The sequence below is a fragment of the Streptococcus sp. 544 genome (assembly GCF_013277385.1).
GTDB lineage: Bacteria > Bacillota > Bacilli > Lactobacillales > Streptococcaceae > Streptococcus > Streptococcus mitis_BA.
On sequence record NZ_VMMU01000011.1, the window covers coordinates 1 to 20608 of the forward strand.

The 20608-nt window shown below is 40.8% G+C and carries 34 protein-coding genes; 32 read left to right on the forward strand and 2 right to left on the reverse strand.

The window, feature by feature from the left end; translation table 11 throughout:
* The first annotated feature begins 219 nt into the window (after positions 1-219).
* The 32 genes from rpsJ (at position 220) to HT728_RS06260 (ending at position 17754) form a co-directional block, all read left to right on the forward strand.
* Entirely contained in the window at positions 220-528 is a 309-nt protein-coding gene (rpsJ, locus tag HT728_RS06105) for a 30S ribosomal protein S10 (protein ID WP_033630409.1), read from the forward strand.
* A gap of 216 nt (positions 529-744) precedes the next feature.
* Positions 745-1371, forward strand: coding sequence for a 50S ribosomal protein L3 (gene rplC, locus HT728_RS06110; protein WP_000160197.1), 627 nt, complete (start codon positions 745-747; stop codon positions 1369-1371).
* Between the two features lie 24 nt (positions 1372-1395).
* Entirely contained in the window at positions 1396-2019 is a 624-nt protein-coding gene (gene rplD / locus HT728_RS06115) for a 50S ribosomal protein L4 (RefSeq protein ID WP_000024539.1), read from the forward strand.
* Positions 2019-2315 (forward strand): 50S ribosomal protein L23, encoded by a 297-nt coding sequence (locus tag HT728_RS06120; RefSeq protein WP_001055347.1) that lies wholly within the window; start codon positions 2019-2021, stop codon positions 2313-2315. Before rplD ends, HT728_RS06120 begins: the two co-directional genes overlap by 1 nt.
* 17 nt (positions 2316-2332) lie before the next feature.
* Positions 2333-3166 (forward strand): 50S ribosomal protein L2, encoded by an 834-nt coding sequence (gene rplB, locus HT728_RS06125; RefSeq protein ID WP_000512911.1) that lies wholly within the window; start codon positions 2333-2335, stop codon positions 3164-3166.
* Between the two features lie 103 nt (positions 3167-3269).
* Complete coding sequence (gene rpsS / locus HT728_RS06130) at positions 3270-3551, forward strand: 30S ribosomal protein S19 (protein WP_000533766.1); 282 nt, start codon at positions 3270-3272, stop codon at positions 3549-3551.
* 11 nt (positions 3552-3562) lie between these two features.
* Positions 3563-3907, forward strand: a complete 345-nt coding sequence (rplV, locus tag HT728_RS06135) for a 50S ribosomal protein L22 (protein WP_000818137.1) — start codon at positions 3563-3565, stop codon at positions 3905-3907.
* 12 nt (positions 3908-3919) lie between these two features.
* Positions 3920-4573: a 30S ribosomal protein S3 gene (gene rpsC, locus HT728_RS06140; protein ID WP_000529936.1), complete on the forward strand. Its 654-nt coding sequence runs from the start codon at positions 3920-3922 to the stop codon at positions 4571-4573.
* 3 nt (positions 4574-4576) lie between these two features.
* Positions 4577-4990: a 50S ribosomal protein L16 gene (rplP, locus tag HT728_RS06145; RefSeq protein WP_000960946.1), complete on the forward strand. Its 414-nt coding sequence runs from the start codon at positions 4577-4579 to the stop codon at positions 4988-4990.
* Positions 4991-4999: 9 nt separating this feature from the next.
* Positions 5000-5206: a 50S ribosomal protein L29 gene (gene rpmC / locus HT728_RS06150; protein WP_000772918.1), complete on the forward strand. Its 207-nt coding sequence runs from the start codon at positions 5000-5002 to the stop codon at positions 5204-5206.
* A gap of 24 nt (positions 5207-5230) precedes the next feature.
* Complete coding sequence (gene rpsQ / locus HT728_RS06155; protein WP_000440801.1) at positions 5231-5491, forward strand: 30S ribosomal protein S17; 261 nt, start codon at positions 5231-5233, stop codon at positions 5489-5491.
* Positions 5492-5516: 25 nt separating this feature from the next.
* Entirely contained in the window at positions 5517-5885 is a 369-nt protein-coding gene (gene rplN / locus HT728_RS06160) for a 50S ribosomal protein L14 (RefSeq protein ID WP_000616545.1), read from the forward strand.
* A gap of 78 nt (positions 5886-5963) precedes the next feature.
* Positions 5964-6269 (forward strand): 50S ribosomal protein L24, encoded by a 306-nt coding sequence (gene rplX / locus HT728_RS06165; protein WP_000497691.1) that lies wholly within the window; start codon positions 5964-5966, stop codon positions 6267-6269.
* Positions 6270-6292: 23 nt separating this feature from the next.
* Complete coding sequence (gene rplE, locus HT728_RS06170; RefSeq protein ID WP_000013542.1) at positions 6293-6835, forward strand: 50S ribosomal protein L5; 543 nt, start codon at positions 6293-6295, stop codon at positions 6833-6835.
* A 17-nt stretch (positions 6836-6852) separates the two neighbouring features.
* On the forward strand, positions 6853-7038 hold the full coding sequence (locus tag HT728_RS06175; RefSeq protein ID WP_001085697.1) for a type Z 30S ribosomal protein S14: 186 nt from the start codon (positions 6853-6855) through the stop codon (positions 7036-7038).
* A gap of 180 nt (positions 7039-7218) precedes the next feature.
* Positions 7219-7617 carry a 30S ribosomal protein S8 gene (gene rpsH / locus HT728_RS06180; RefSeq protein ID WP_000245504.1) on the forward strand — a complete coding sequence of 133 codons (399 nt, stop codon included), beginning with the start codon at positions 7219-7221 and terminating at the stop codon, positions 7615-7617.
* A 191-nt stretch (positions 7618-7808) separates the two neighbouring features.
* Complete coding sequence (gene rplF / locus HT728_RS06185) at positions 7809-8345, forward strand: 50S ribosomal protein L6 (protein WP_000086622.1); 537 nt, start codon at positions 7809-7811, stop codon at positions 8343-8345.
* 83 nt (positions 8346-8428) lie between these two features.
* Positions 8429-8785, forward strand: a complete 357-nt coding sequence (gene rplR, locus HT728_RS06190) for a 50S ribosomal protein L18 (protein WP_000624044.1) — start codon at positions 8429-8431, stop codon at positions 8783-8785.
* Between the two features lie 17 nt (positions 8786-8802).
* On the forward strand, positions 8803-9297 hold the full coding sequence (rpsE, locus tag HT728_RS06195) for a 30S ribosomal protein S5 (RefSeq protein WP_000874202.1): 495 nt from the start codon (positions 8803-8805) through the stop codon (positions 9295-9297).
* A gap of 13 nt (positions 9298-9310) precedes the next feature.
* A complete protein-coding gene (rpmD, locus tag HT728_RS06200; protein WP_000057241.1) occupies positions 9311-9493 on the forward strand; it encodes a 50S ribosomal protein L30 in 183 nt (60 codons plus the stop codon).
* Positions 9494-9637: 144 nt separating this feature from the next.
* Complete coding sequence (gene rplO, locus HT728_RS06205) at positions 9638-10078, forward strand: 50S ribosomal protein L15 (protein WP_000766087.1); 441 nt, start codon at positions 9638-9640, stop codon at positions 10076-10078.
* A 12-nt stretch (positions 10079-10090) separates the two neighbouring features.
* Positions 10091-11401: a preprotein translocase subunit SecY gene (gene secY, locus HT728_RS06210; protein WP_049511466.1), complete on the forward strand. Its 1311-nt coding sequence runs from the start codon at positions 10091-10093 to the stop codon at positions 11399-11401.
* A gap of 263 nt (positions 11402-11664) precedes the next feature.
* A complete protein-coding gene (locus HT728_RS06215; protein WP_023932501.1) occupies positions 11665-12303 on the forward strand; it encodes an adenylate kinase in 639 nt (212 codons plus the stop codon).
* Between the two features lie 116 nt (positions 12304-12419).
* Complete coding sequence (gene infA, locus HT728_RS06220) at positions 12420-12638, forward strand: translation initiation factor IF-1 (RefSeq protein WP_001029883.1); 219 nt, start codon at positions 12420-12422, stop codon at positions 12636-12638.
* Positions 12639-12662: 24 nt separating this feature from the next.
* Positions 12663-12779, forward strand: coding sequence for a 50S ribosomal protein L36 (rpmJ, locus tag HT728_RS06225; protein WP_001808836.1), 117 nt, complete (start codon positions 12663-12665; stop codon positions 12777-12779).
* A gap of 17 nt (positions 12780-12796) precedes the next feature.
* Positions 12797-13162, forward strand: coding sequence for a 30S ribosomal protein S13 (gene rpsM / locus HT728_RS06230; protein ID WP_000090781.1), 366 nt, complete (start codon positions 12797-12799; stop codon positions 13160-13162).
* 17 nt (positions 13163-13179) lie between these two features.
* Entirely contained in the window at positions 13180-13563 is a 384-nt protein-coding gene (gene rpsK / locus HT728_RS06235; protein ID WP_001118385.1) for a 30S ribosomal protein S11, read from the forward strand.
* Positions 13564-13605: 42 nt separating this feature from the next.
* Positions 13606-14541, forward strand: coding sequence for a DNA-directed RNA polymerase subunit alpha (locus HT728_RS06240; RefSeq protein ID WP_000568988.1), 936 nt, complete (start codon positions 13606-13608; stop codon positions 14539-14541).
* 11 nt (positions 14542-14552) lie between these two features.
* Positions 14553-14939, forward strand: coding sequence for a 50S ribosomal protein L17 (gene rplQ / locus HT728_RS06245; protein ID WP_000331493.1), 387 nt, complete (start codon positions 14553-14555; stop codon positions 14937-14939).
* 264 nt (positions 14940-15203) lie between these two features.
* Entirely contained in the window at positions 15204-15470 is a 267-nt protein-coding gene (locus tag HT728_RS06250; RefSeq protein WP_000644124.1) for an ACT domain-containing protein, read from the forward strand.
* Positions 15471-15479: 9 nt separating this feature from the next.
* Positions 15480-16817: a PFL family protein gene (locus HT728_RS06255; RefSeq protein WP_173234359.1), complete on the forward strand. Its 1338-nt coding sequence runs from the start codon at positions 15480-15482 to the stop codon at positions 16815-16817.
* Between the two features lie 244 nt (positions 16818-17061).
* The gene (locus HT728_RS06260; protein WP_173234360.1) at positions 17062-17754 is read left to right on the forward strand and encodes a histidine phosphatase family protein; all 693 of its coding nucleotides are present in this window, start codon (positions 17062-17064) and stop codon (positions 17752-17754) included.
* A 102-nt stretch (positions 17755-17856) separates the two neighbouring features.
* Here HT728_RS06260 and HT728_RS06265 read toward each other — a convergent pair whose 3' ends face one another.
* Together HT728_RS06265 and HT728_RS06270 are read right to left on the reverse strand one after the other, a co-directional pair.
* The gene (locus tag HT728_RS06265) at positions 17857-19515 is read right to left on the reverse strand and encodes an iron ABC transporter permease (RefSeq protein ID WP_173234362.1); all 1659 of its coding nucleotides are present in this window, start codon (positions 19513-19515) and stop codon (positions 17857-17859) included.
* Complete coding sequence (locus HT728_RS06270; RefSeq protein ID WP_173234365.1) at positions 19505-20596, reverse strand: ABC transporter ATP-binding protein; 1092 nt, start codon at positions 20594-20596, stop codon at positions 19505-19507. Before HT728_RS06270 ends, HT728_RS06265 begins: the two co-directional genes overlap by 11 nt.
* Positions 20597-20608: the final 12 nt, after the last annotated feature.

The window sequence follows — 20608 nt, forward strand, 5'->3', positions numbered from 1 at the left end:
GTTACTTTGAGAAGTTACACATTGTAAAAAAACGAAAAAATAGCAACAAATCCCTTGCAATCGCAGGGGCTTTGTGTTATTCTATTATGGTGCTGTAAATTACAGCTTTAGCTTTGATGCAAGAGGTTGCGATACGCTCGGTTGCATTGCCACGCAACACCGCGTCGGTTTTCTTGTGGAGCTAGCCTATTATCTTAAATAGACGAAAAGGAGAAAAAGATGGCAAACAAAAAAATCCGTATCCGTTTGAAAGCTTATGAACACCGTACGCTTGACACAGCGGCTACAAAAATCGTAGAATCAGCTACTCGTACAGGTGCACAAGTTGCGGGTCCAATCCCACTTCCAACTGAACGTAGCCTCTACACAATCATTCGTGCGACTCACAAATACAAAGACTCTCGCGAACAATTTGAAATGCGTACACACAAGCGTTTGATCGATATCGTTAACCCAACTCAAAAAACAGTTGATGCTTTGATGAAATTGGATCTTCCAAGTGGTGTAAACGTAGAAATCAAACTTTAATCTAAAATATAAAAGAGCAGAGGCTGGTGTTTCAATCTAATTGAACACGGGCTAAACTCGGTGTGGAAAAGATAAACTTCCTAGTGCCTGCTAGACACTGCGTCAGTTTTCTATTTTCACTTTGAGTTTGACGCCCTTTGTATCTTAGACTTGAGCATAAAAAACGCTCGTTAAAAACTTTTTGAATAAAAAATATAGAAAAGGAACTATTTTCTCATGACAAAAGGAATCTTAGGGAAAAAAGTGGGAATGACTCAAATCTTCACTGAAGCTGGCGAATTGATCCCTGTAACAGTTATTGAAGCAACTCCAAACGTTGTTCTTCAAGTTAAAACTGTTGAAACAGACGGATACAACGCTATCCAAGTTGGTTTCGATGACAAACGCGAAGTATTGAGCAACAAACCTGCTAAAGGACATGTAGCGAAAGCTAACACGGCTCCTAAGCGCTTCATTCGTGAATTCAAAAACGTTGAAGGCTTGGAAGTTGGTGCTGAAATCACAGTTGAAACATTCGCAGCTGGAGACGTTGTTGACGTAACTGGTACTTCTAAAGGTAAAGGTTTCCAAGGTGTTATCAAACGCCACGGACAATCACGTGGACCAATGGCTCACGGTTCTCGTTACCACCGTCGTCCAGGTTCAATGGGACCTGTTGCACCTAACCGCGTATTCAAAGGTAAAAACCTTGCAGGACGTATGGGTGGCGACCGCGTAACAATTCAAAACCTTGAAGTTGTACAAGTTGTTCCAGAAAAGAACGTTATCCTTATCAAAGGTAACGTACCAGGTGCTAAGAAATCTCTTATCACTATCAAATCAGCAGTTAAAGCTGGTAAATAATAAAGAAAGGGGAAATCAGTCACAATGGCAAACGTAACATTATTTGACCAAACTGGTAAAGAAGCTGGCCAAGTTGTTCTTAACGATGCAGTATTTGGTATTGAACCAAATGAATCAGTTGTGTTTGATGTGATCATCAGCCAACGCGCAAGCCTTCGCCAAGGAACACACGCTGTTAAAAACCGCTCTGCAGTATCAGGTGGTGGACGCAAACCATGGCGTCAAAAAGGAACTGGACGTGCTCGTCAAGGTTCTATCCGCTCACCACAATGGCGTGGTGGTGGTGTTGTCTTCGGACCAACTCCACGTTCATATGGCTACAAACTTCCACAAAAAGTTCGTCGCCTAGCTCTTAAATCAGTTTACTCTGAAAAAGTTGCTGAAAACAAATTTGTAGCCGTTGATTCTCTTGAATTTACAGCTCCAAAAACTGCTGAATTTGCAAAAGTTCTTGCAGCATTGAGCATCGATTCTAAAGTTCTTGTTATCCTTGAAGAAGGAAATGAATTCGCAGCTCTTTCAGCTCGTAACCTTCCAAACGTGAAAGTTGCAACTGCTACAACTGCAAGTGTTCTTGACATCGCAAATAGCGACAAACTTCTTGTCACACAAGCAGCTATCTCTAAAATCGAGGAGGTTCTTGCATAATGAATTTGTATGATGTTATCAAAAAACCTGTCATCACTGAAAGCTCAATGGCTCAACTTGAAGCAGGCAAATATGTATTTGAAGTTGACACTCGTGCACACAAACTTTTGATCAAGCAAGCTGTTGAAGCTGCTTTCGAAGGTGTTAAAGTTGCCAATGTTAACACAATCAACGTAAAACCAAAAGCTAAACGTGTTGGACGTTACACTGGTTTTACTAACAAAACTAAAAAAGCTATCATCACACTTACAGCTGATTCAAAAGCAATCGAGTTGTTTGCTGCTGAAGCTGAATAATCTAAGGAGGAAATATCGTGGGAATTCGTGTTTATAAACCAACAACAAACGGTCGCCGTAATATGACTTCTTTGGATTTCGCTGAAATCACAACAAGCACTCCTGAAAAATCATTGCTTGTTGCTTTGAAGAGCAAGGCTGGTCGTAACAACAACGGTCGTATCACAGTTCGTCACCAAGGTGGTGGACACAAACGTTTCTACCGTTTGGTTGACTTCAAACGTAACAAAGACAACGTTGAAGCAGTTGTTAAAACAATCGAGTACGATCCAAACCGTTCTGCAAACATCGCTCTTGTACACTACACTGACGGTGTGAAAGCATACATCATCGCTCCAAAAGGTCTTGAAGTAGGTCAACGTATCGTTTCAGGTCCAGAAGCAGATATCAAAGTCGGAAACGCTCTTCCACTTGCTAACATTCCAGTTGGTACTTTGATCCACAACATCGAGTTGAAACCAGGTCGTGGTGGTGAATTGGTACGTGCTGCTGGTGCATCTGCTCAAGTATTGGGTTCTGAAGGTAAATACGTTCTTGTTCGTCTTCAATCAGGTGAAGTTCGTATGATTCTTGGAACTTGCCGTGCTACAGTTGGTGTTGTCGGAAACGAACAACACGGACTTGTAAACCTTGGTAAAGCGGGACGTAGCCGTTGGAAAGGTATCCGCCCAACAGTTCGTGGTTCTGTAATGAACCCTAACGATCACCCACACGGTGGTGGTGAAGGTAAAGCACCAGTTGGTCGTAAAGCACCATCTACTCCATGGGGCAAACCTGCTCTTGGTCTTAAAACTCGTAATAAGAAAGCGAAATCTGACAAACTTATCGTTCGTCGTCGCAACGAAAAATAATATTAAACTAGTCGCTTAAGCAACTAGTAAATCCGCCAGCTCGGTAGCGCTCCATGTGAGCGCAAGCCGCTGTGGTACAACATTTAAAGGAGAAAATATAAAAATGGGACGCAGTCTTAAAAAAGGACCTTTCGTCGATGAGCATTTGATGAAAAAAGTTGAAGCTCAAGCTAACGACGAAAAGAAAAAAGTTATTAAAACTTGGTCACGTCGTTCAACGATCTTCCCAAGTTTCATTGGTTACACTATTGCAGTTTATGACGGACGTAAACACGTACCTGTTTACATCCAAGAAGACATGGTAGGTCACAAACTTGGTGAGTTTGCACCAACTCGTACTTACAAAGGTCACGCTGCAGACGACAAGAAAACACGTAGAAAATAAGGAGAACATAAATGGCAGAAATTACTTCAGCTAAAGCAATGGCTCGTACAGTACGTGTTTCACCTCGTAAATCACGTCTTGTTCTTGATAACATCCGTGGTAAAAGCGTAGCCGATGCAATCGCAATCTTGACATTCACTCCAAACAAAGCTGCTGAAATCATCTTGAAAGTTTTGAACTCAGCTGTAGCTAACGCTGAAAACAACTTTGGTTTGGATAAAGCTAACTTGGTAGTATCTGAAGCATTCGCAAACGAAGGACCAACTATGAAACGTTTCCGTCCACGTGCGAAAGGTTCAGCTTCACCAATCAACAAACGTACAGCTCACATCACTGTAGCTGTTGCAGAAAAATAAGGAGGTAAAATCGTGGGTCAAAAAGTACATCCAATTGGTATGCGTGTCGGCATCATCCGTGATTGGGATGCCAAATGGTATGCTGAAAAAGAATACGCGGATTACCTTCATGAAGATCTTGCAATCCGTAAATTCGTTCAAAAAGAACTTGCTGACGCAGCAGTTTCAACTATCGAAATCGAACGCGCAGTAAACAAAGTTAACGTTTCACTTCACACTGCTAAACCAGGTATGGTTATCGGTAAAGGTGGTGCTAACGTTGATGCACTCCGTGCAAAACTTAACAAATTGACTGGAAAACAAGTACACATCAACATCATCGAAATCAAACAACCTGATTTGGATGCTCACCTTGTAGGTGAAGGAATTGCTCGTCAATTGGAGCAACGTGTTGCTTTCCGTCGTGCACAAAAACAAGCAATCCAACGTGCAATGCGTGCTGGAGCTAAAGGAATCAAAACTCAAGTATCAGGTCGTTTGAACGGTGCAGATATCGCCCGTGCTGAAGGATACTCTGAAGGAACTGTTCCGCTTCACACACTTCGTGCAGATATCGATTACGCTTGGGAAGAAGCAGATACTACATACGGTAAACTTGGTGTTAAAGTATGGATCTACCGTGGTGAAGTTCTTCCAGCTCGCAAAAACACTAAAGGAGGTAAATAACCAATGTTAGTACCTAAACGTGTTAAACACCGTCGTGAATTCCGTGGAAAAATGCGCGGTGAAGCAAAAGGTGGAAAAGAAGTAGCATTCGGTGAATACGGTCTTCAAGCTACAACTAGCCACTGGATCACTAACCGCCAAATCGAAGCTGCTCGTATCGCCATGACTCGTTACATGAAACGTGGTGGTAAAGTTTGGATTAAAATCTTCCCACACAAATCATACACTGCTAAAGCTATCGGTGTGCGTATGGGATCTGGTAAAGGGGCACCTGAAGGTTGGGTAGCACCAGTTAAACGTGGTAAAGTGATGTTCGAAATCGCTGGTGTATCTGAAGAGATCGCTCGCGAAGCGCTTCGTCTTGCTAGCCACAAATTGCCAGTTAAATGTAAATTCGTAAAACGTGAAGCAGAATAAGGAGAAGGCATGAAACTTAATGAAGTAAAAGAATTTGTTAAAGAACTTCGTGGTCTTTCTCAAGAAGAACTCGCGAAGCGCGAAAACGAATTGAAAAAAGAATTGTTTGAACTTCGTTTCCAAGCTGCTACTGGTCAATTGGAACAAACAGCTCGCTTGAAAGAAGTTAAAAAACAAATCGCTCGTATCAAAACAGTTCAATCTGAAGCGAAATAATAGACTAGGGAAGGAGAAATTTCAATGGAACGCAATAATCGTAAAGTTCTTGTTGGACGTGTTGTATCTGACAAAATGGACAAGACAATCACAGTTGTAGTTGAAACAAAACGTAACCACCCAGTCTATGGTAAACGTATTAACTACTCTAAAAAATACAAAGCTCATGATGAAAACAATGTTGCCAAAGAAGGCGATATCGTACGTATCATGGAAACTCGCCCGCTTTCAGCTACAAAACGTTTCCGTCTTGTAGAAGTTGTTGAAGAAGCGGTCATCATCTAATCAAACCTGAAAGGAGAAAACTGAAATGATTCAAACAGAAACTCGTTTGAAAGTCGCAGACAACAGCGGTGCTCGCGAAATCTTGACTATCAAAGTTCTTGGTGGTTCAGGACGTAAATTTGCAAACATCGGTGATGTTATCGTGGCATCTGTAAAACAAGCTACTCCTGGTGGTGCGGTTAAAAAAGGTGACGTTGTTAAAGCAGTTATCGTTCGTACTAAATCAGGTGCTCGTCGTGCTGATGGTTCATACATCAAATTTGACGAAAACGCAGCAGTTATCATCCGTGAAGACAAAACTCCTCGCGGAACACGTATCTTTGGCCCAGTTGCACGTGAATTGCGTGAAGGTGGCTTCATGAAGATCGTGTCACTTGCTCCAGAAGTACTTTAATTTTTAGAAACAAACTAGTCCCCTGGATTTACCTCCAGGGTGCCCTTATGGGCGTAAGAAAAATCAAGGAGAAACCTAATGTTTGTAAAAAAAGGCGACAAAGTTCGCGTAATCGCTGGTAAAGATAAGGGAACAGAAGCTGTTGTCCTTACTGCCCTTCCAAAAGTAAACAAAGTTATCGTTGAAGGTGTTAACATCGTTAAGAAACACCAACGTCCAACTAACGAGCTTCCTCAAGGTGGTATCATCGAGAAAGAAGCAGCTATCCACGTATCAAACGTTCAAGTTTTGGACAAAAATGGTGTAGCTGGTCGTGTTGGTTACAAATTTGTAGACGGTAAAAAAGTTCGCTACAACAAAAAATCAGGCGAAGTGCTTGATTAATCACGAAGGAAAGGAGAAGTATAATGGCAAATCGTTTAAAAGAAAAATATCTTAATGAAGTAGTTCCTGCTTTGACAGAACAATTCAACTACTCATCAGTGATGGCTGTGCCTAAAGTAGATAAGATCGTTTTGAACATGGGTGTTGGTGAAGCTGTATCAAACGCTAAAAGCCTTGAAAAAGCTGCTGAAGAATTGGCACTTATCTCAGGTCAAAAACCACTTATCACTAAAGCTAAAAAATCAATCGCCGGCTTCCGTCTTCGTGAAGGTGTTGCGATCGGTGCAAAAGTTACCCTTCGTGGTGAACGTATGTACGAATTCTTGGATAAATTGGTTTCAGTTTCACTTCCACGTGTACGTGACTTCCATGGTGTTCCAACAAAATCATTTGATGGACGCGGAAACTACACACTTGGTGTGAAAGAACAATTGATCTTCCCAGAAATCAACTTTGATGACGTTGACAAAACTCGTGGTCTTGACATCGTTATCGTAACAACTGCTAACACTGACGAAGAGTCACGTGCATTGCTTACAGGCCTTGGAATGCCTTTTGCAAAATAATATAGGAGGTAAATCTAATGGCTAAAAAATCAATGATTGCTAAGAACAAACGTCCAGCGAAGTTCTCTACTCAAGCTTATACTCGTTGTGAAAAATGTGGTCGCCCACATTCAGTTTACCGCAAATTTAAACTTTGCCGTGTTTGCTTCCGTGAATTAGCTTACAAAGGACAAATTCCTGGTGTAACAAAAGCATCTTGGTAATTCTAGCTTTCAATCCCGTCGTGATTCGTCGTTATCTGCTTTTGCCTAACTCAAGTTATGCCTGCAAGCAGATGCCTAGACTCACTTAGGAATTGAAACCTAGAAACATATTCTGAGCCTAGCTCAATCATTAACTAGCAAGTGCAACTTGCAAACTACTAGTAAGAGGAGAAAAACAAAATGGTTATGACTGACCCAATCGCAGACTTCCTAACTCGTATTCGTAACGCTAACCAAGCTAAACACGAAGTACTTGAAGTACCTGCATCAAACATCAAAAAAGGGATTGCTGAAATCCTTAAACGCGAAGGTTTTGTAAAAAACGTTGAAATCATCGAAGATGACAAACAAGGCATCATCCGTGTATTCCTTAAATACGGACCAAACGGTGAGAAAGTTATCACTAACTTGAAACGTGTTTCTAAACCAGGACTTCGTGTCTACAAAAAACGTGAAGACCTTCCAAAAGTTCTTAACGGACTTGGAATTGCTATCCTTTCAACTTCTGAAGGTTTGCTTACTGATAAAGAAGCACGTCAAAAGAATGTTGGTGGTGAGGTTATCGCTTACGTTTGGTAAAATCAAGATACAAAGCTCGTAAAGAACAAAGCAAAATTAGGAAGTTGGAGAAGTTTGTTTACAAACAAGCCAACTTATCTATTTTGCACAGTTCTTAGAGCGTGTTCAGTTCAGCTCTTGAACTAAATAAGTATCTGAACCCCGTGAAAACTGGCCGTTCTGGCCTGACAATCTAACAGGAGAAAATAAACATGTCACGTATTGGTAATAAAGTTATCGTGTTGCCTGCTGGTGTTGAAATCACTAACAATGACAACCTTGTAACTGTAAAAGGACCTAAAGGAGAACTTACTCGTGAGTTCTCAAAAGATATTGAAATCCGTGTGGAAGGTACTGAAGTAACTCTTCACCGTCCAAACGATTCAAAAGAAATGAAAACTATCCACGGAACTACTCGTGCCCTTTTGAACAACATGGTTGTTGGTGTATCAGAAGGATTCAAGAAAGAACTTGAAATGCGCGGGGTTGGTTACCGTGCACAACTTCAAGGATCTAAACTTGTTTTGGCTGTTGGTAAATCTCATCCAGACGAAGTTGAAGCTCCAGAAGGAATTACTTTTGAACTTCCAAACCCAACAACAATCGTTGTTAGCGGAATTTCAAAAGAAGTAGTTGGTCAAACAGCTGCTTACGTACGTAGCCTTCGTTCACCAGAACCATATAAAGGTAAAGGTATCCGTTACGTTGGTGAATTCGTTCGCCGTAAAGAAGGTAAAACAGGTAAATAATGTTGAGTGGTTGATTCTCAACCACCGACCTATTTTCCAACTTTGTGCATAGCACACGATTTAAAACTAAAGAGGTGAAAACTGTGATTTCAAAACCAGATAAAAACAAACTCCGCCAAAAACGCCACCGTCGCGTTCGCGGAAAACTCTCTGGAACTGCTGATCGCCCACGTTTGAACGTATTCCGTTCTAATACAGGCATCTACGCTCAAGTGATTGATGACGTAGCGGGTGTAACGCTCGCAAGTGCTTCAACTCTTGACAAAGAAGTTTCAAAAGGAACTAAAACTGAACAAGCCGTTGCTGTCGGTAAACTCGTTGCAGAACGTGCAAACGCTAAAGGTATTTCAGAAGTGGTGTTCGACCGCGGTGGATATCTATATCACGGACGTGTGAAAGCTTTGGCTGATGCAGCTCGTGAAAACGGATTGAAATTCTAATAGGAGGACACTAGAAAATGGCATTTAAAGACAATGCAGTTGAATTAGAAGAACGCGTAGTTGCTGTCAACCGTGTTACAAAAGTTGTTAAAGGTGGACGTCGTCTTCGTTTCGCAGCTCTTGTTGTTGTTGGTGACCACAACGGTCGCGTAGGATTTGGTACTGGTAAAGCTCAAGAAGTTCCAGAAGCAATCCGTAAAGCAGTAGATGATGCTAAGAAAAACTTGATCGAAGTTCCTATGGTTGGAACAACAATCCCACACGAAGTTCTTTCAGAATTCGGTGGAGCTAAAGTATTGTTGAAACCTGCTGTAGAAGGTTCTGGAGTTGCCGCTGGTGGTGCAGTTCGTGCCGTTGTGGAATTGGCAGGTGTGGCAGATATTACATCTAAATCACTTGGTTCTAACACTCCAATCAACATTGTTCGTGCAACTGTTGAAGGTTTGAAACAATTGAAACGCGCTGAAGAAGTTGCTGCCCTTCGTGGTATTTCAGTTTCTGATTTGGCATAAGAAAGGGGATAAAATGGCTCAAATTAAAATTACTTTGACTAAGTCTCCAATCGGACGCATTCCATCACAACGTAAAACTGTTGTAGCACTTGGACTTGGCAAATTGAACAGCTCTGTTATTAAAGAAGATAACGCTGCTATCCGTGGTATGATCACTGCAGTATCTCACTTGGTAACAGTTGAAGAAGTAAACTAATGAATTTTTAGGGGATGTGCACTATACCATCCCCTAAAACTAGATATAGTCATCTATGATGACGTCGTATAGGCGAGTTGATGGGGGAGACAACCTTTTCTCCCTTATCGGCGCTAGCATTTTACAAAAGAGGAGAAAATAAAAATGAAACTTCATGAATTGAAACCTGCAGAAGGTTCTCGTAAAGTACGTAACCGCGTTGGTCGTGGTACTTCATCAGGTAACGGTAAAACATCTGGTCGTGGTCAAAAAGGTCAAAAAGCTCGTAGCGGTGGCGGAGTTCGCCTTGGTTTTGAAGGTGGACAAACTCCATTGTTCCGTCGTCTTCCAAAACGTGGATTCACTAACATCAACGCTAAAGAATACGCAATTGTGAACCTTGACCAATTGAACGTCTTTGAAGATGGTGCTGAAGTAACTCCAGTTGTTCTTATCGAAGCAGGAATTGTTAAAGCTGAAAAATCAGGTATTAAAATTCTTGGTAACGGTGAGTTGACTAAGAAATTGACTGTGAAAGCAGCTAAATTCTCTAAATCAGCTGAAGAAGCTATCACTGCTAAAGGTGGTTCAGTAGAAGTCATCTAAGAGAGGTGACCTATGTTTTTTAAATTATTAAGAGAAGCTCTTAAAGTCAAGCAGGTTCGATCAAAAATTTTATTTACAATTTTTATCGTTTTGGTCTTTCGTATCGGGACTAGCATTACAGTTCCTGGTGTGAATGCCAATAGCTTGAATGCTTTAAGTGGATTATCCTTCTTAAACATGTTGAGCTTGGTCTCAGGGAATGCCCTAAAAAACTTTTCGATTTTTGCCCTAGGAGTTAGTCCTTATATCACCGCTTCTATCGTTGTCCAACTCTTGCAAATGGATATTTTACCTAAATTTGTAGAGTGGGGTAAACAAGGGGAAGTAGGTCGAAGAAAATTGAATCAAGCTACTCGTTATATTGCTCTAGTTCTTGCTTTTGTGCAATCTATCGGGATTACAGCTGGTTTTAATACCTTGGCTGGAGCTCAATTGATTAAAACTGCTTTAACTCCACAAGTTTTTCTGACGATTGGTATCATCTTAACAGCTGGTAGTATGATTGTCACGTGGTTGGGAGAGCAAATTACAGATAAGGGATACGGAAACGGTGTTTCCATGATTATCTTTGCCGGGATTGTTGCCTCAATTCCAGAGATGATTCAGGGCATCTATGTGGACTACTTTGTGAACGTGCCAAGTAGCCGTATCACTTCATCTATCATTTTCGTAATCATTTTGATTATTACTGTATTGTTGATTATTTACTTTACAACTTATGTTCAACAAGCAGAATACAAAATTCCAATCCAATATACTAAGGTTGCACAAGGTGCTCCATCTAGCTCTTACCTTCCATTGAAGGTAAACCCTGCTGGAGTTATCCCTGTTATCTTTGCAAGTTCCATTACTGCAGCGCCTGCGGCGATTCTTCAATTTTTGAGCGCCACAGGTCATGATTGGGCTTGGGTAAGGGTAGCACAAGAGATGTTGGCAACCACTTCTCCAACTGGTATTGCCATGTATGCTTTGTTGATTATTCTCTTTACATTCTTCTATACGTTTGTACAGATTAATCCTGAAAAAGCGGCAGAGAACCTACAAAAGAGCGGTGCCTATATCCATGGAGTTCGTCCTGGTAAAGGTACAGAAGAATATATGTCTAAACTTCTTCGTCGTCTTGCAACGGTTGGTTCCCTCTTCCTTGGTGTGATTTCCATTTTGCCGATTGCAGCTAAAGATGTATTTGGTCTTTCTGATGTTGTTGCCTTTGGGGGAACAAGTCTCTTGATCATTATCTCTACAGGTATCGAAGGAATCAAGCAATTGGAAGGTTACCTATTGAAACGTAAGTATGTTGGTTTCATGGATAGAACAGAATAAAAGTATTTACTGATACTCTTCGAAAATCTCTTCAAACCACGTCAGCTTTATCTGCAACCTCAAAGCAGTGCTTTGAGCAACCTGCGGCTAGCTTCCTAGTTTGCTCTTTGATTTTCATTGAGTATGAAGCAGTAAATGCTGAGGGAGTGGAGGTTTAACTCTAACATTAGTGAGAGTTTGGTCTCCCCTCTTCTATTTTGTTTTTAAATAGGGGTGAAAAGACTTTTTGCTTCTATTTAAAAATAAAATAAGGAGATCAGATCATGAATCTTTTGATTATGGGCTTACCTGGTGCAGGTAAGGGAACTCAAGCAGCAAAAATCGTAGAACAATTCCATGTTGCACATATCTCAACAGGTGATATGTTCCGCGCTGCAATAGCAAATCAAACTGAAATGGGTGTTCTTGCTAAGTCATACATTGACAAGGGTGAATTGGTTCCTGATGAAGTTACAAATGGAATCGTAAAAGAACGTCTTTCACAAGATGATATTAAAGAAACAGGATTCTTATTGGATGGTTACCCACGTACAATCGAACAAGCTCATGCCTTGGACAAAACATTGGCTGAACTTGGCATTGAACTAGAAGGTGTTATCAATATTGAAGTGAACCCTGACAGCCTCTTGGAACGTTTGAGTGGCCGTATCATCCACCGCGTAACTGGAGAAACTTTCCACAAGGTCTTTAACCCACCAGTTGACTATAAAGAAGAAGATTACTACCAACGTGAAGATGATAAGCCTGAGACAGTAAAACGTCGTTTGGATGTGAATATTGCTCAAGGAGAACCAATCATTGCTCACTACCGTGCCAAAGGTTTGGTTCATGACATCGAAGGTAATCAAGATATCAATGATGTCTTCTCAGATATTGAAAAAGTATTGACAAATTTGAAATAAAGCGTTTTTCACACTTGCAAAAATCCGCTACAAATGTTATACTGAGATAGTCTGACTTATAATTGTTGTCTCTGTGTCTAGAGGCATCGAATCGAAATTTATGGAGGTGCTTTTGCGTGGCAAAAGACGATGTGATTGAAGTTGAAGGCAAAGTAGTTGATACAATGCCGAATGCAATGTTTACGGTTGAACTTGAAAATGGACATCAGATTTTAGCAACAGTTTCTGGTAAAATTCGTAAAAACTATATTCGTATTTTAGCGGGAGATCGTGTTACTGTCGAAATGAGTCCATATGACTTGACACGTGGACGTATCACTTACCGCTTTAAATAATCGAAAAACTTGGAGGGATAAGAAATGAAAGTAAGACCATCGGTCAAACCAATTTGCGAATACTGTAAAGTTATTCGTCGTAATGGTCGTGTTATGGTAATTTGCCCAGCAAATCCAAAACACAAACAACGTCAAGGATAAGATAGAAAGGAGAAAACATGGCTCGTATTGCTGGAGTTGACATTCCAAATGACAAACGCGTAGTAATCTCATTGACTTATGTTTATGGTATCGGACTTGCAACATCTAAGAAAATTTTGGCTGCTGCTGGAATCTCAGAAGATGTTCGTGTACGTGATCTTACATCAGATCAAGAAGATGCTATCCGTCGTGAAGTGGATGCAATCAAAGTTGAAGGCGACCTTCGTCGTGAAGTAAACTTGAACATCAAACGTTTGATGGAAATCGGTTCATACCGTGGTATCCGTCACCGTCGTGGACTTCCTGTCCGTGGACAAAACACTAAAAACAACGCTCGCACTCGTAAAGGTAAAGCTGTTGCGATTGCTGGTAAGAAAAAATAATATAGGAGGTAAAAGTCTTGGCTAAACCAACACGTAAACGTCGTGTGAAAAAGAATATCGAATCTGGTATTGCTCATATTCACGCTACATTTAATAACACTATTGTTATGATTACTGATGTGCATGGTAATGCAATTGCTTGGTCATCAGCTGGTGCTCTTGGTTTCAAAGGTTCTCGTAAATCTACACCATTCGCTGCCCAAATGGCTTCTGAAGCTGCTGCTAAATCTGCACAAGAACACGGTCTTAAATCAGTTGAAGTTACTGTAAAAGGTCCAGGTTCTGGTCGTGAGTCAGCTATTCGTGCGCTTGCTGCCGCTGGTCTTGAAGTAACAGCAATTCGTGATGTGACTCCAGTGCCACACAATGGTGCTCGTCCTCCAAAACGTCGCCGTGTATAATCATCGCATTACACTGCTTTTCGTTTAAGAGGGAGTAACTAAATGATCGAGTTTGAAAAACCAAATATAACAAAAATTGATGAAAATAAAGATTATGGCAAGTTTGTAATCGAACCACTTGAACGTGGCTACGGTACAACTCTTGGTAACTCTCTTCGTCGTGTACTTCTAGCTTCTCTACCAGGAGCAGCTGTGACATCTATCAACATTGATGGTGTGTTACATGAGTTTGACACAGTTCCAGGTGTTCGTGAAGACGTGATGCAAATCATTCTGAACATTAAAGGAATTGCAGTGAAATCGTACGTTGAAGACGAAAAAATCATCGAACTGGATGTTGAAGGTCCTGCTGAAGTAACAGCTGGTGACATTTTGACAGATAGCGATATTGAAATTGTAAATCCAGATCATTATCTCTTTACAATCGGTGAAGGTTCTTCCCTAAAAGCGACTATGACTGTTAACAGTGGTCGTGGATATGTACCTGCTGATGAAAATAAAAAGGATAATGCACCAGTTGGAACACTTGCTGTAGATTCTATTTATACACCAGTTACAAAAGTCAACTATCAAGTGGAACCTGCTCGTGTAGGTAGCAATGATGGATTTGACAAATTAACCCTTGAAATCTTGACAAATGGAACAATTATTCCAGAAGATGCTTTAGGGCTTTCAGCACGTATTTTGACAGAACATCTTGATTTGTTTACAAATCTTACTGAGATTGCTAAGTCAACTGAAGTGATGAAAGAAGCTGACACTGAATCTGACGATCGTATTTTGGATCGTACGATTGAGGAACTGGACTTGTCTGTGCGTTCATACAACTGTTTGAAACGTGCCGGTATCAATACTGTGCATGATTTGACAGAAAAATCTGAAGCAGAGATGATGAAAGTACGAAATCTTGGACGCAAGAGTTTGGAAGAAGTGAAACTCAAACTCATTGATTTGGGTCTTGGATTAAAAGATAAATAAAGGAGGAATACATGGCTTACCGTAAACTAGGACGCACTAGCTCACAACGTAAAGCAATGCTTCGCGATTTGACAACTGACCTTTTGATCAACGAATCAATCGTGACAACTGAAGCTCGTGCTAAAGAAATCCGTAAAACTGTTGAAAAAATGATTACTCTAGGTAAACGTGGTGATTTGCATGCACGTCGTCAAGCAGCTGCTTTCGTACGTAATGAAATCGCATCTGAAAACTATGATGAAGCAACTGATAAGTACACTTCTACTACAGCACTTCAAAAATTGTTCTCAGAAATCGCACCTCGTTATGCTGAACGTAACGGTGGATACACTCGTATCCTTAAAACTGAACCACGTCGTGGTGATGCAGCGCCAATGGCGATCATCGAATTAGTATAAAATCATCAATTTTGTTGAGTGTTATGATGATGGAGTCTTGTGCTCTTAGTCTAGCTCTGGTCTACCGCTAGGATTTCGGTCCTAGCGGGAACACTCATCATAAGTTGGGATAGTAGACGCTTGTTTACGAAATTGTTTTTTTCTTAAGAACAACTTCGTAAGCAGGCGTTTTTGAGTATTTTCGTTAGAATTATGCTATACTATTTGAAAAGAATCCTGTTTAATGTTCAGGTTTCCTATTAAAAGAAGAATTGGAGTTTACTTATGAAAGCCATTATAACTGTTGTTGGTAAAGATAAATCTGGAATTGTTGCAGGTGTTTCTGGTAAAATTGCAGAATTAGGATTGAATATTGACGATATCTCTCAAACTGTCTTGGATGAATATTTTACGATGATGGCTGTTGTATCTAGTGATGAAAAGCAAGATTTTACCTATCTTCGTAATGAATTTGAAGCTTTTGGGCAAACTTTGAATGTAAAAATCAATATTCAGAGTGCAGCGATTTTCGAAGCTATGTATAATATCTAGGAGGTTATCATGGATATTAGACAAGTTACTGAAACCATCGCCATGATTGAGGAGCAAAACTTTGATATCAGAACCATTACCATGGGGATTTCCCTTTTGGACTGTATTGATCCAGATATCAATCGTGCTGCGGAAAAAATTTATCAAAAAATTACGACCAAGGCGGCTAATTTAGTAGCTGTTGGTGATGAAATTGCGGCTGAGTTGGGAATTCCTATCGTTAATAAGCGTGTATCGGTGACACCTATTTCTCTGATAGGGGCAGCGACAGATGCGACGGACTACGTGGTTCTGGCAAAAGCGCTTGATAAGGCTGCGAAAGAAATCGGTGTGGATTTTATTGGTGGTTTCTCTGCCTTGGTACAAAAGGGGTACCAAAAGGGAGATGAGATTCTTATCAATTCTATTCCTCGTGCTTTGGCTGAAACGGACAAGGTCTGCTCGTCAGTCAATATAGGCTCAACCAAGTCTGGTATCAATATGACGGCTGTCGCAGATATGGGACGAGTTATCAAGGAAACAGCAACTCTATCTGATATGGGGGCAGCTAAGTTGGTTGTGTTTGCTAATGCTGTTGAGGATAATCCATTTATGGCAGGTGCCTTCCATGGTGTTGGGGAGGCAGATGTTATCATCAATGTTGGAGTTTCTGGTCCTGGTGTGGTGAAACGTGCCTTGGAAAAAGTTCGTGGAGAGAGTTTTGATGTAGTAGCAGAAACAGTCAAGAAGACTGCCTTTAAAATCACTCGTATCGGTCAATTGGTTGGTCAGATGGCTAGTGAGAGACTGGGTGTGGAGTTTGGTATTGTGGACTTGAGTTTGGCGCCAACTCCTGCGGTTGGAGATTCTGTAGCACGTGTCCTAGAAGAAATGGGACTTGAGACAGTTGGAACACACGGGACGACAGCTGCCTTGGCTCTCTTGAACGACCAAGTTAAGAAAGGCGGAGTGATGGCCTGCAACCAAGTCGGTGGTTTGTCTGGTGCCTTTATCCCCGTTTCAGAGGATGAGGGAATGATTGCTGCAGTGCAAAATGGCTCTCTTAATTTGGAAAAACTAGAAGCTATGACGGCTATCTGTTCCGTTGGTTTGGATATGATTGCCATTCCGGAGGATACACCTGCTGAAACCATTGCGGCCATGATTGCAGATGAAGCTGCAATTGGTGTCATTAACATGAAAACAACAGCTGTTCGTATCATTCCAAAAGGAAAAGAAGGCGATATGATTGAATTTGGTGGTCTTCTTGGTACAGCTCCAGTTATGAAAGTCAATGGGGCTTCGTCTGTTGATTTCATCTCTCGTGGAGGACAAATCCCAGCACCAATTCATAGTTTTAAAAATTAAAAAAATAAGAGAAATTTTAAGTTCTATTTAAGGTTGGATGTGTATACTATAATCATTAAATAAAGACCTCCTAATATTATTTGAAACAGATAACACTGATTTAGTTTGAATTTGATTTTCATCTAATATCTTTATTTAATAGAACTCCTAAACTTTTTCATAATAATCTCCTGCAAAAGTCACCTGTCTGGGTGGCTTTTGTTTTATCATCCATGATATAATAGAAGCAAACGGAGGACGGAAAATGGTAAAAGTACGATTGTATTTGGTACGTCATGGCAAGACTATGTTTAACACGATTGGTCGCGCGCAAGGTTGGAGCGATACTCCCTTAACAACTGAAGGTGAACGAGGGATTCAAGAATTAGGAATCGGTTTGCGAGAATCTGGTCTACAGTTTGAGCGCGCTTATTCCAGTGATTCTGGTCGCACCATTCAGACAATGGGAATTATCCTTGATGAACTTGGTTTGCAGGGGAAAATCCCTTATCGCATGGACAAGCGTATCAGAGAATGGTGTTTTGGTAGCTTTGATGGAGCCTACGATGGCGATCTTTTCATGGGCATTATTCCTCGTATCTTTAATGTGGACCACGTTCACCAATTATCTTATGCGGAACTGGCTGAGGGTTTGGTAGAGGTCGATACAGCTGGTTGGGCTGAGGGCTGGGAAAAACTCAGTGGCCGAATTAAGGAAGGTTTTGAAGCGATTGCCAAAGAAATGGAAGAGCAAGGTGGGGGCAATGCTCTCGTTGTCAGCCATGGAATGACCATTGGAACCATTGTTTATCTGATCAATGGTATGCATCCACATGGTCTCGATAATGGTAGCGTGACGATTCTTGAATATGAGGACGGTCAGTTTAGCGTAGAAGTTGTCGGCGACCGTAGTTACCGGGAACTAGGACGTGAGAAGATGGAGGAAGTCTCCATTTAATCAGTCTAGACTTACTTGCCATGAGCTAGGGATTTGATAGGAATATCAAGATAAGAAAAAACAGCCGAGGGTAATCCTTTCGGCTGTTTTTGATGGGGAAAACTAAAGTGTAATGCTGTTGCTTTTAGAGATTTTCATGAACAAGAGCAAGGAAGCTACTGTTAGAACAGTCAGGATAGTTGACAAGGCTGCGGCTACACCGTAATTTCCTCTGAGAACCTCTGTATAAATAGCTACAGTCATTGTTCTTGTTTTGACATTGTAGAGGAGGATAGAAGTAGAGAGTTCTGAAATCATTGTGACCCAAGATAGGATGGCTCCAGAAATAATACCAGATAGCATCATTGGAGTTGTAATCTTGGCAAAGGTATTGAGACGGCTACTTCCTAAGCTTTCCGCGGCTTCTTCAATACTTGGGGCTATTTGTTGTAAGCTAGCAACAGATGAGCGAATAGTATAAGGCAATCTTCTGACAGATAGGGACATAATCAAGATGAAAGCAGTTCCTGTAATCATAAGAAATCCACTTCCAAATAGGCCAGTATTGAAGGAAGAAATGAAGGCAATCCCTAGAACGGTTCCTGGTACAATATAAGGTACCATACTGAGGCTGTCAATTAAGTTTGTAAACAAATTCCGTTTTCTAACGGCTAGGTAGGAGATAAATGTTGCGAATAGGACAACTAGAACTAAGGCAATCAAAGGGATACGAATAGTATTGAAAATAGCAGAGCCCATACGATTGAAAGCTACCTTGTAACTATTTAGAGAATAACCTTTGACAAATACCATACCTGATGTTTTTAGGAAAGAGGTATAAATCAAGTAGATTTGAGGTAAAACAGAGATAAAGATAATTCCGTAGACTGTTGTATAAATGGCAGCCATTTTTCCTTTTGTAGTTTTTTTAGGCTCAATTGGATGGAGCGAATTCATGCTGAAACTGTAGCGATTTGCAATGTGTTTTTGGATAAGGAAAATCGCCAAGGCAATGATAATCGCCATAATTGCTAAAGCAGATGCAAAAGCAGAATTTCCTCCAACCTCGCTAATAAATTGGGTATAAATCAAGACTGGGAAAGTCCGATATCCTTCACCAATTAACATAGGTGTCCCAAAGTCTGAGAATGCTCTCATAAATACAAGTAGGGCAGCAGCTAGTAAGGTTGGAACGAGGAGAGGTAAAACAACCGTTACGATACGCTTAAATCCGAAGGACCCCATGCTTTCAGCGGCTTCAAGTAGAGAATTGTCAATACTTTTCATTGTCCCAGCAACGTATAGAAATACCAGTGGGAATAGTTGCAGTGTAAAGACAAGTACAATTCCTTTGAATCCATAAATATCGATAGCTGGAAGATGAAGGGCATTTGTCAGGAATTTAGTAATGACCCCATTTCGTCCCAGCAAGAGAATCCAGGAGTAGGCTCCCACGAAAGGAGCTGACATAGAAGCAATGATAATCAATATTTGTAGAAATTTCTTTCCCTTGAAGTCATACATAGAGAAGAGATAAGCTAATAGGGTTCCTACAACTAAGGAAGTGACAGTAGCGGTAATGGAAACCTTGAAACTGTTGACAAGTGTCTCAGAGTAGTAGGCTTTACCAAAGAAAGTGACAAAATTAGCTAGTGAAAATTGTCCTTCATGTATGAGTGCTTGCTTGAGCACGGTAACGATAGGATAAACCAGAAAGACAAGATAGGTAAGAAAGATGAAGAAAGAGGAGGCTGTCCAAATATTTAGTTTTTTACGTTCCATGGTTGACTCCTTTTATCAGGTTTTGCGAACCATCTGCAGAAAAGACGTTTAATTTTTGGGTATTGATTCGTAGACGAATACGATCGCCTTTTTGTAGATCTTCTTCAAAAGTTGATTCTTCGCTAACTTGAATTTTTGAGGCAAAACCTGTCTCAATGAAATACTCCGTATTTAGTCCAAGATAGACGCTATCGCTAATAGTTCCTTCAATATCTCCAGATTCATCTTTGATAAACTCTTCAGGACGAATACTTACATGAATAGCTTGCTCCTCAGCCTGATCAAGAGCTGGCATTCGAAGGGCATAGCCATCTGAAAAAACGATATAAGCGCCGTTGCTCCGTTTTTCGAGATTAGCAGGGATAATATTTGTGCGTCCGATAAAGGTTGCTACAAACTCATTAGCTGGTTTATGATAGAGTTCTTTTGGCCGACCGATTTGTTGGATAACTCCGTCTTTCATAACAGCAATTTGGTCTGAAATAGCCATGGCTTCTTCTTGGTCGTGGGTCACATAAACGGTTGTAATTCCCACTTCGTGTTGGATTTCTCGAATAGCTTGACGCATATCCAAGCGAAGTTTGGCATCTAGGTTACTGAGCGGCTCGTCCATGAGGAGAACACTTGGATTAACAGCTAAGGCACGTGCCAAGGCGACACGTTGTTGTTGTCCACCACTGAGTTTATCAGGCTTTCGATCCGCATATTGAGCAATTTGCATGAGTTCAAGATATTTATTGGTCTGTTGTACTAATTCTTCTTTTGGAACCTTCTTTTGCTTGAGACCAAAAGCAACATTATCTCGGACAGTCAAATGTGGGAAAATAGCGTAGTTTTGGAAAACCATCCCGATATTGCGTTTGCTGGGTTCCATATTATTGATTTTTGTATCATCGAAGTAAAATTCTCCGCCTTCGATACTGTTGAAACCTGCAATCATACGAAGAAGGGTCGTTTTCCCACACCCTGAGGGTCCAAGAAGGGTAAAGAGACTTCCTTTTGGAATTGTAATGTTCAAATTCTCAATAACAGGGACATCGTGGTAGATTTTTTTGGCGTTAATAATTTTGATCTCACTCATAGTGAACCTCTT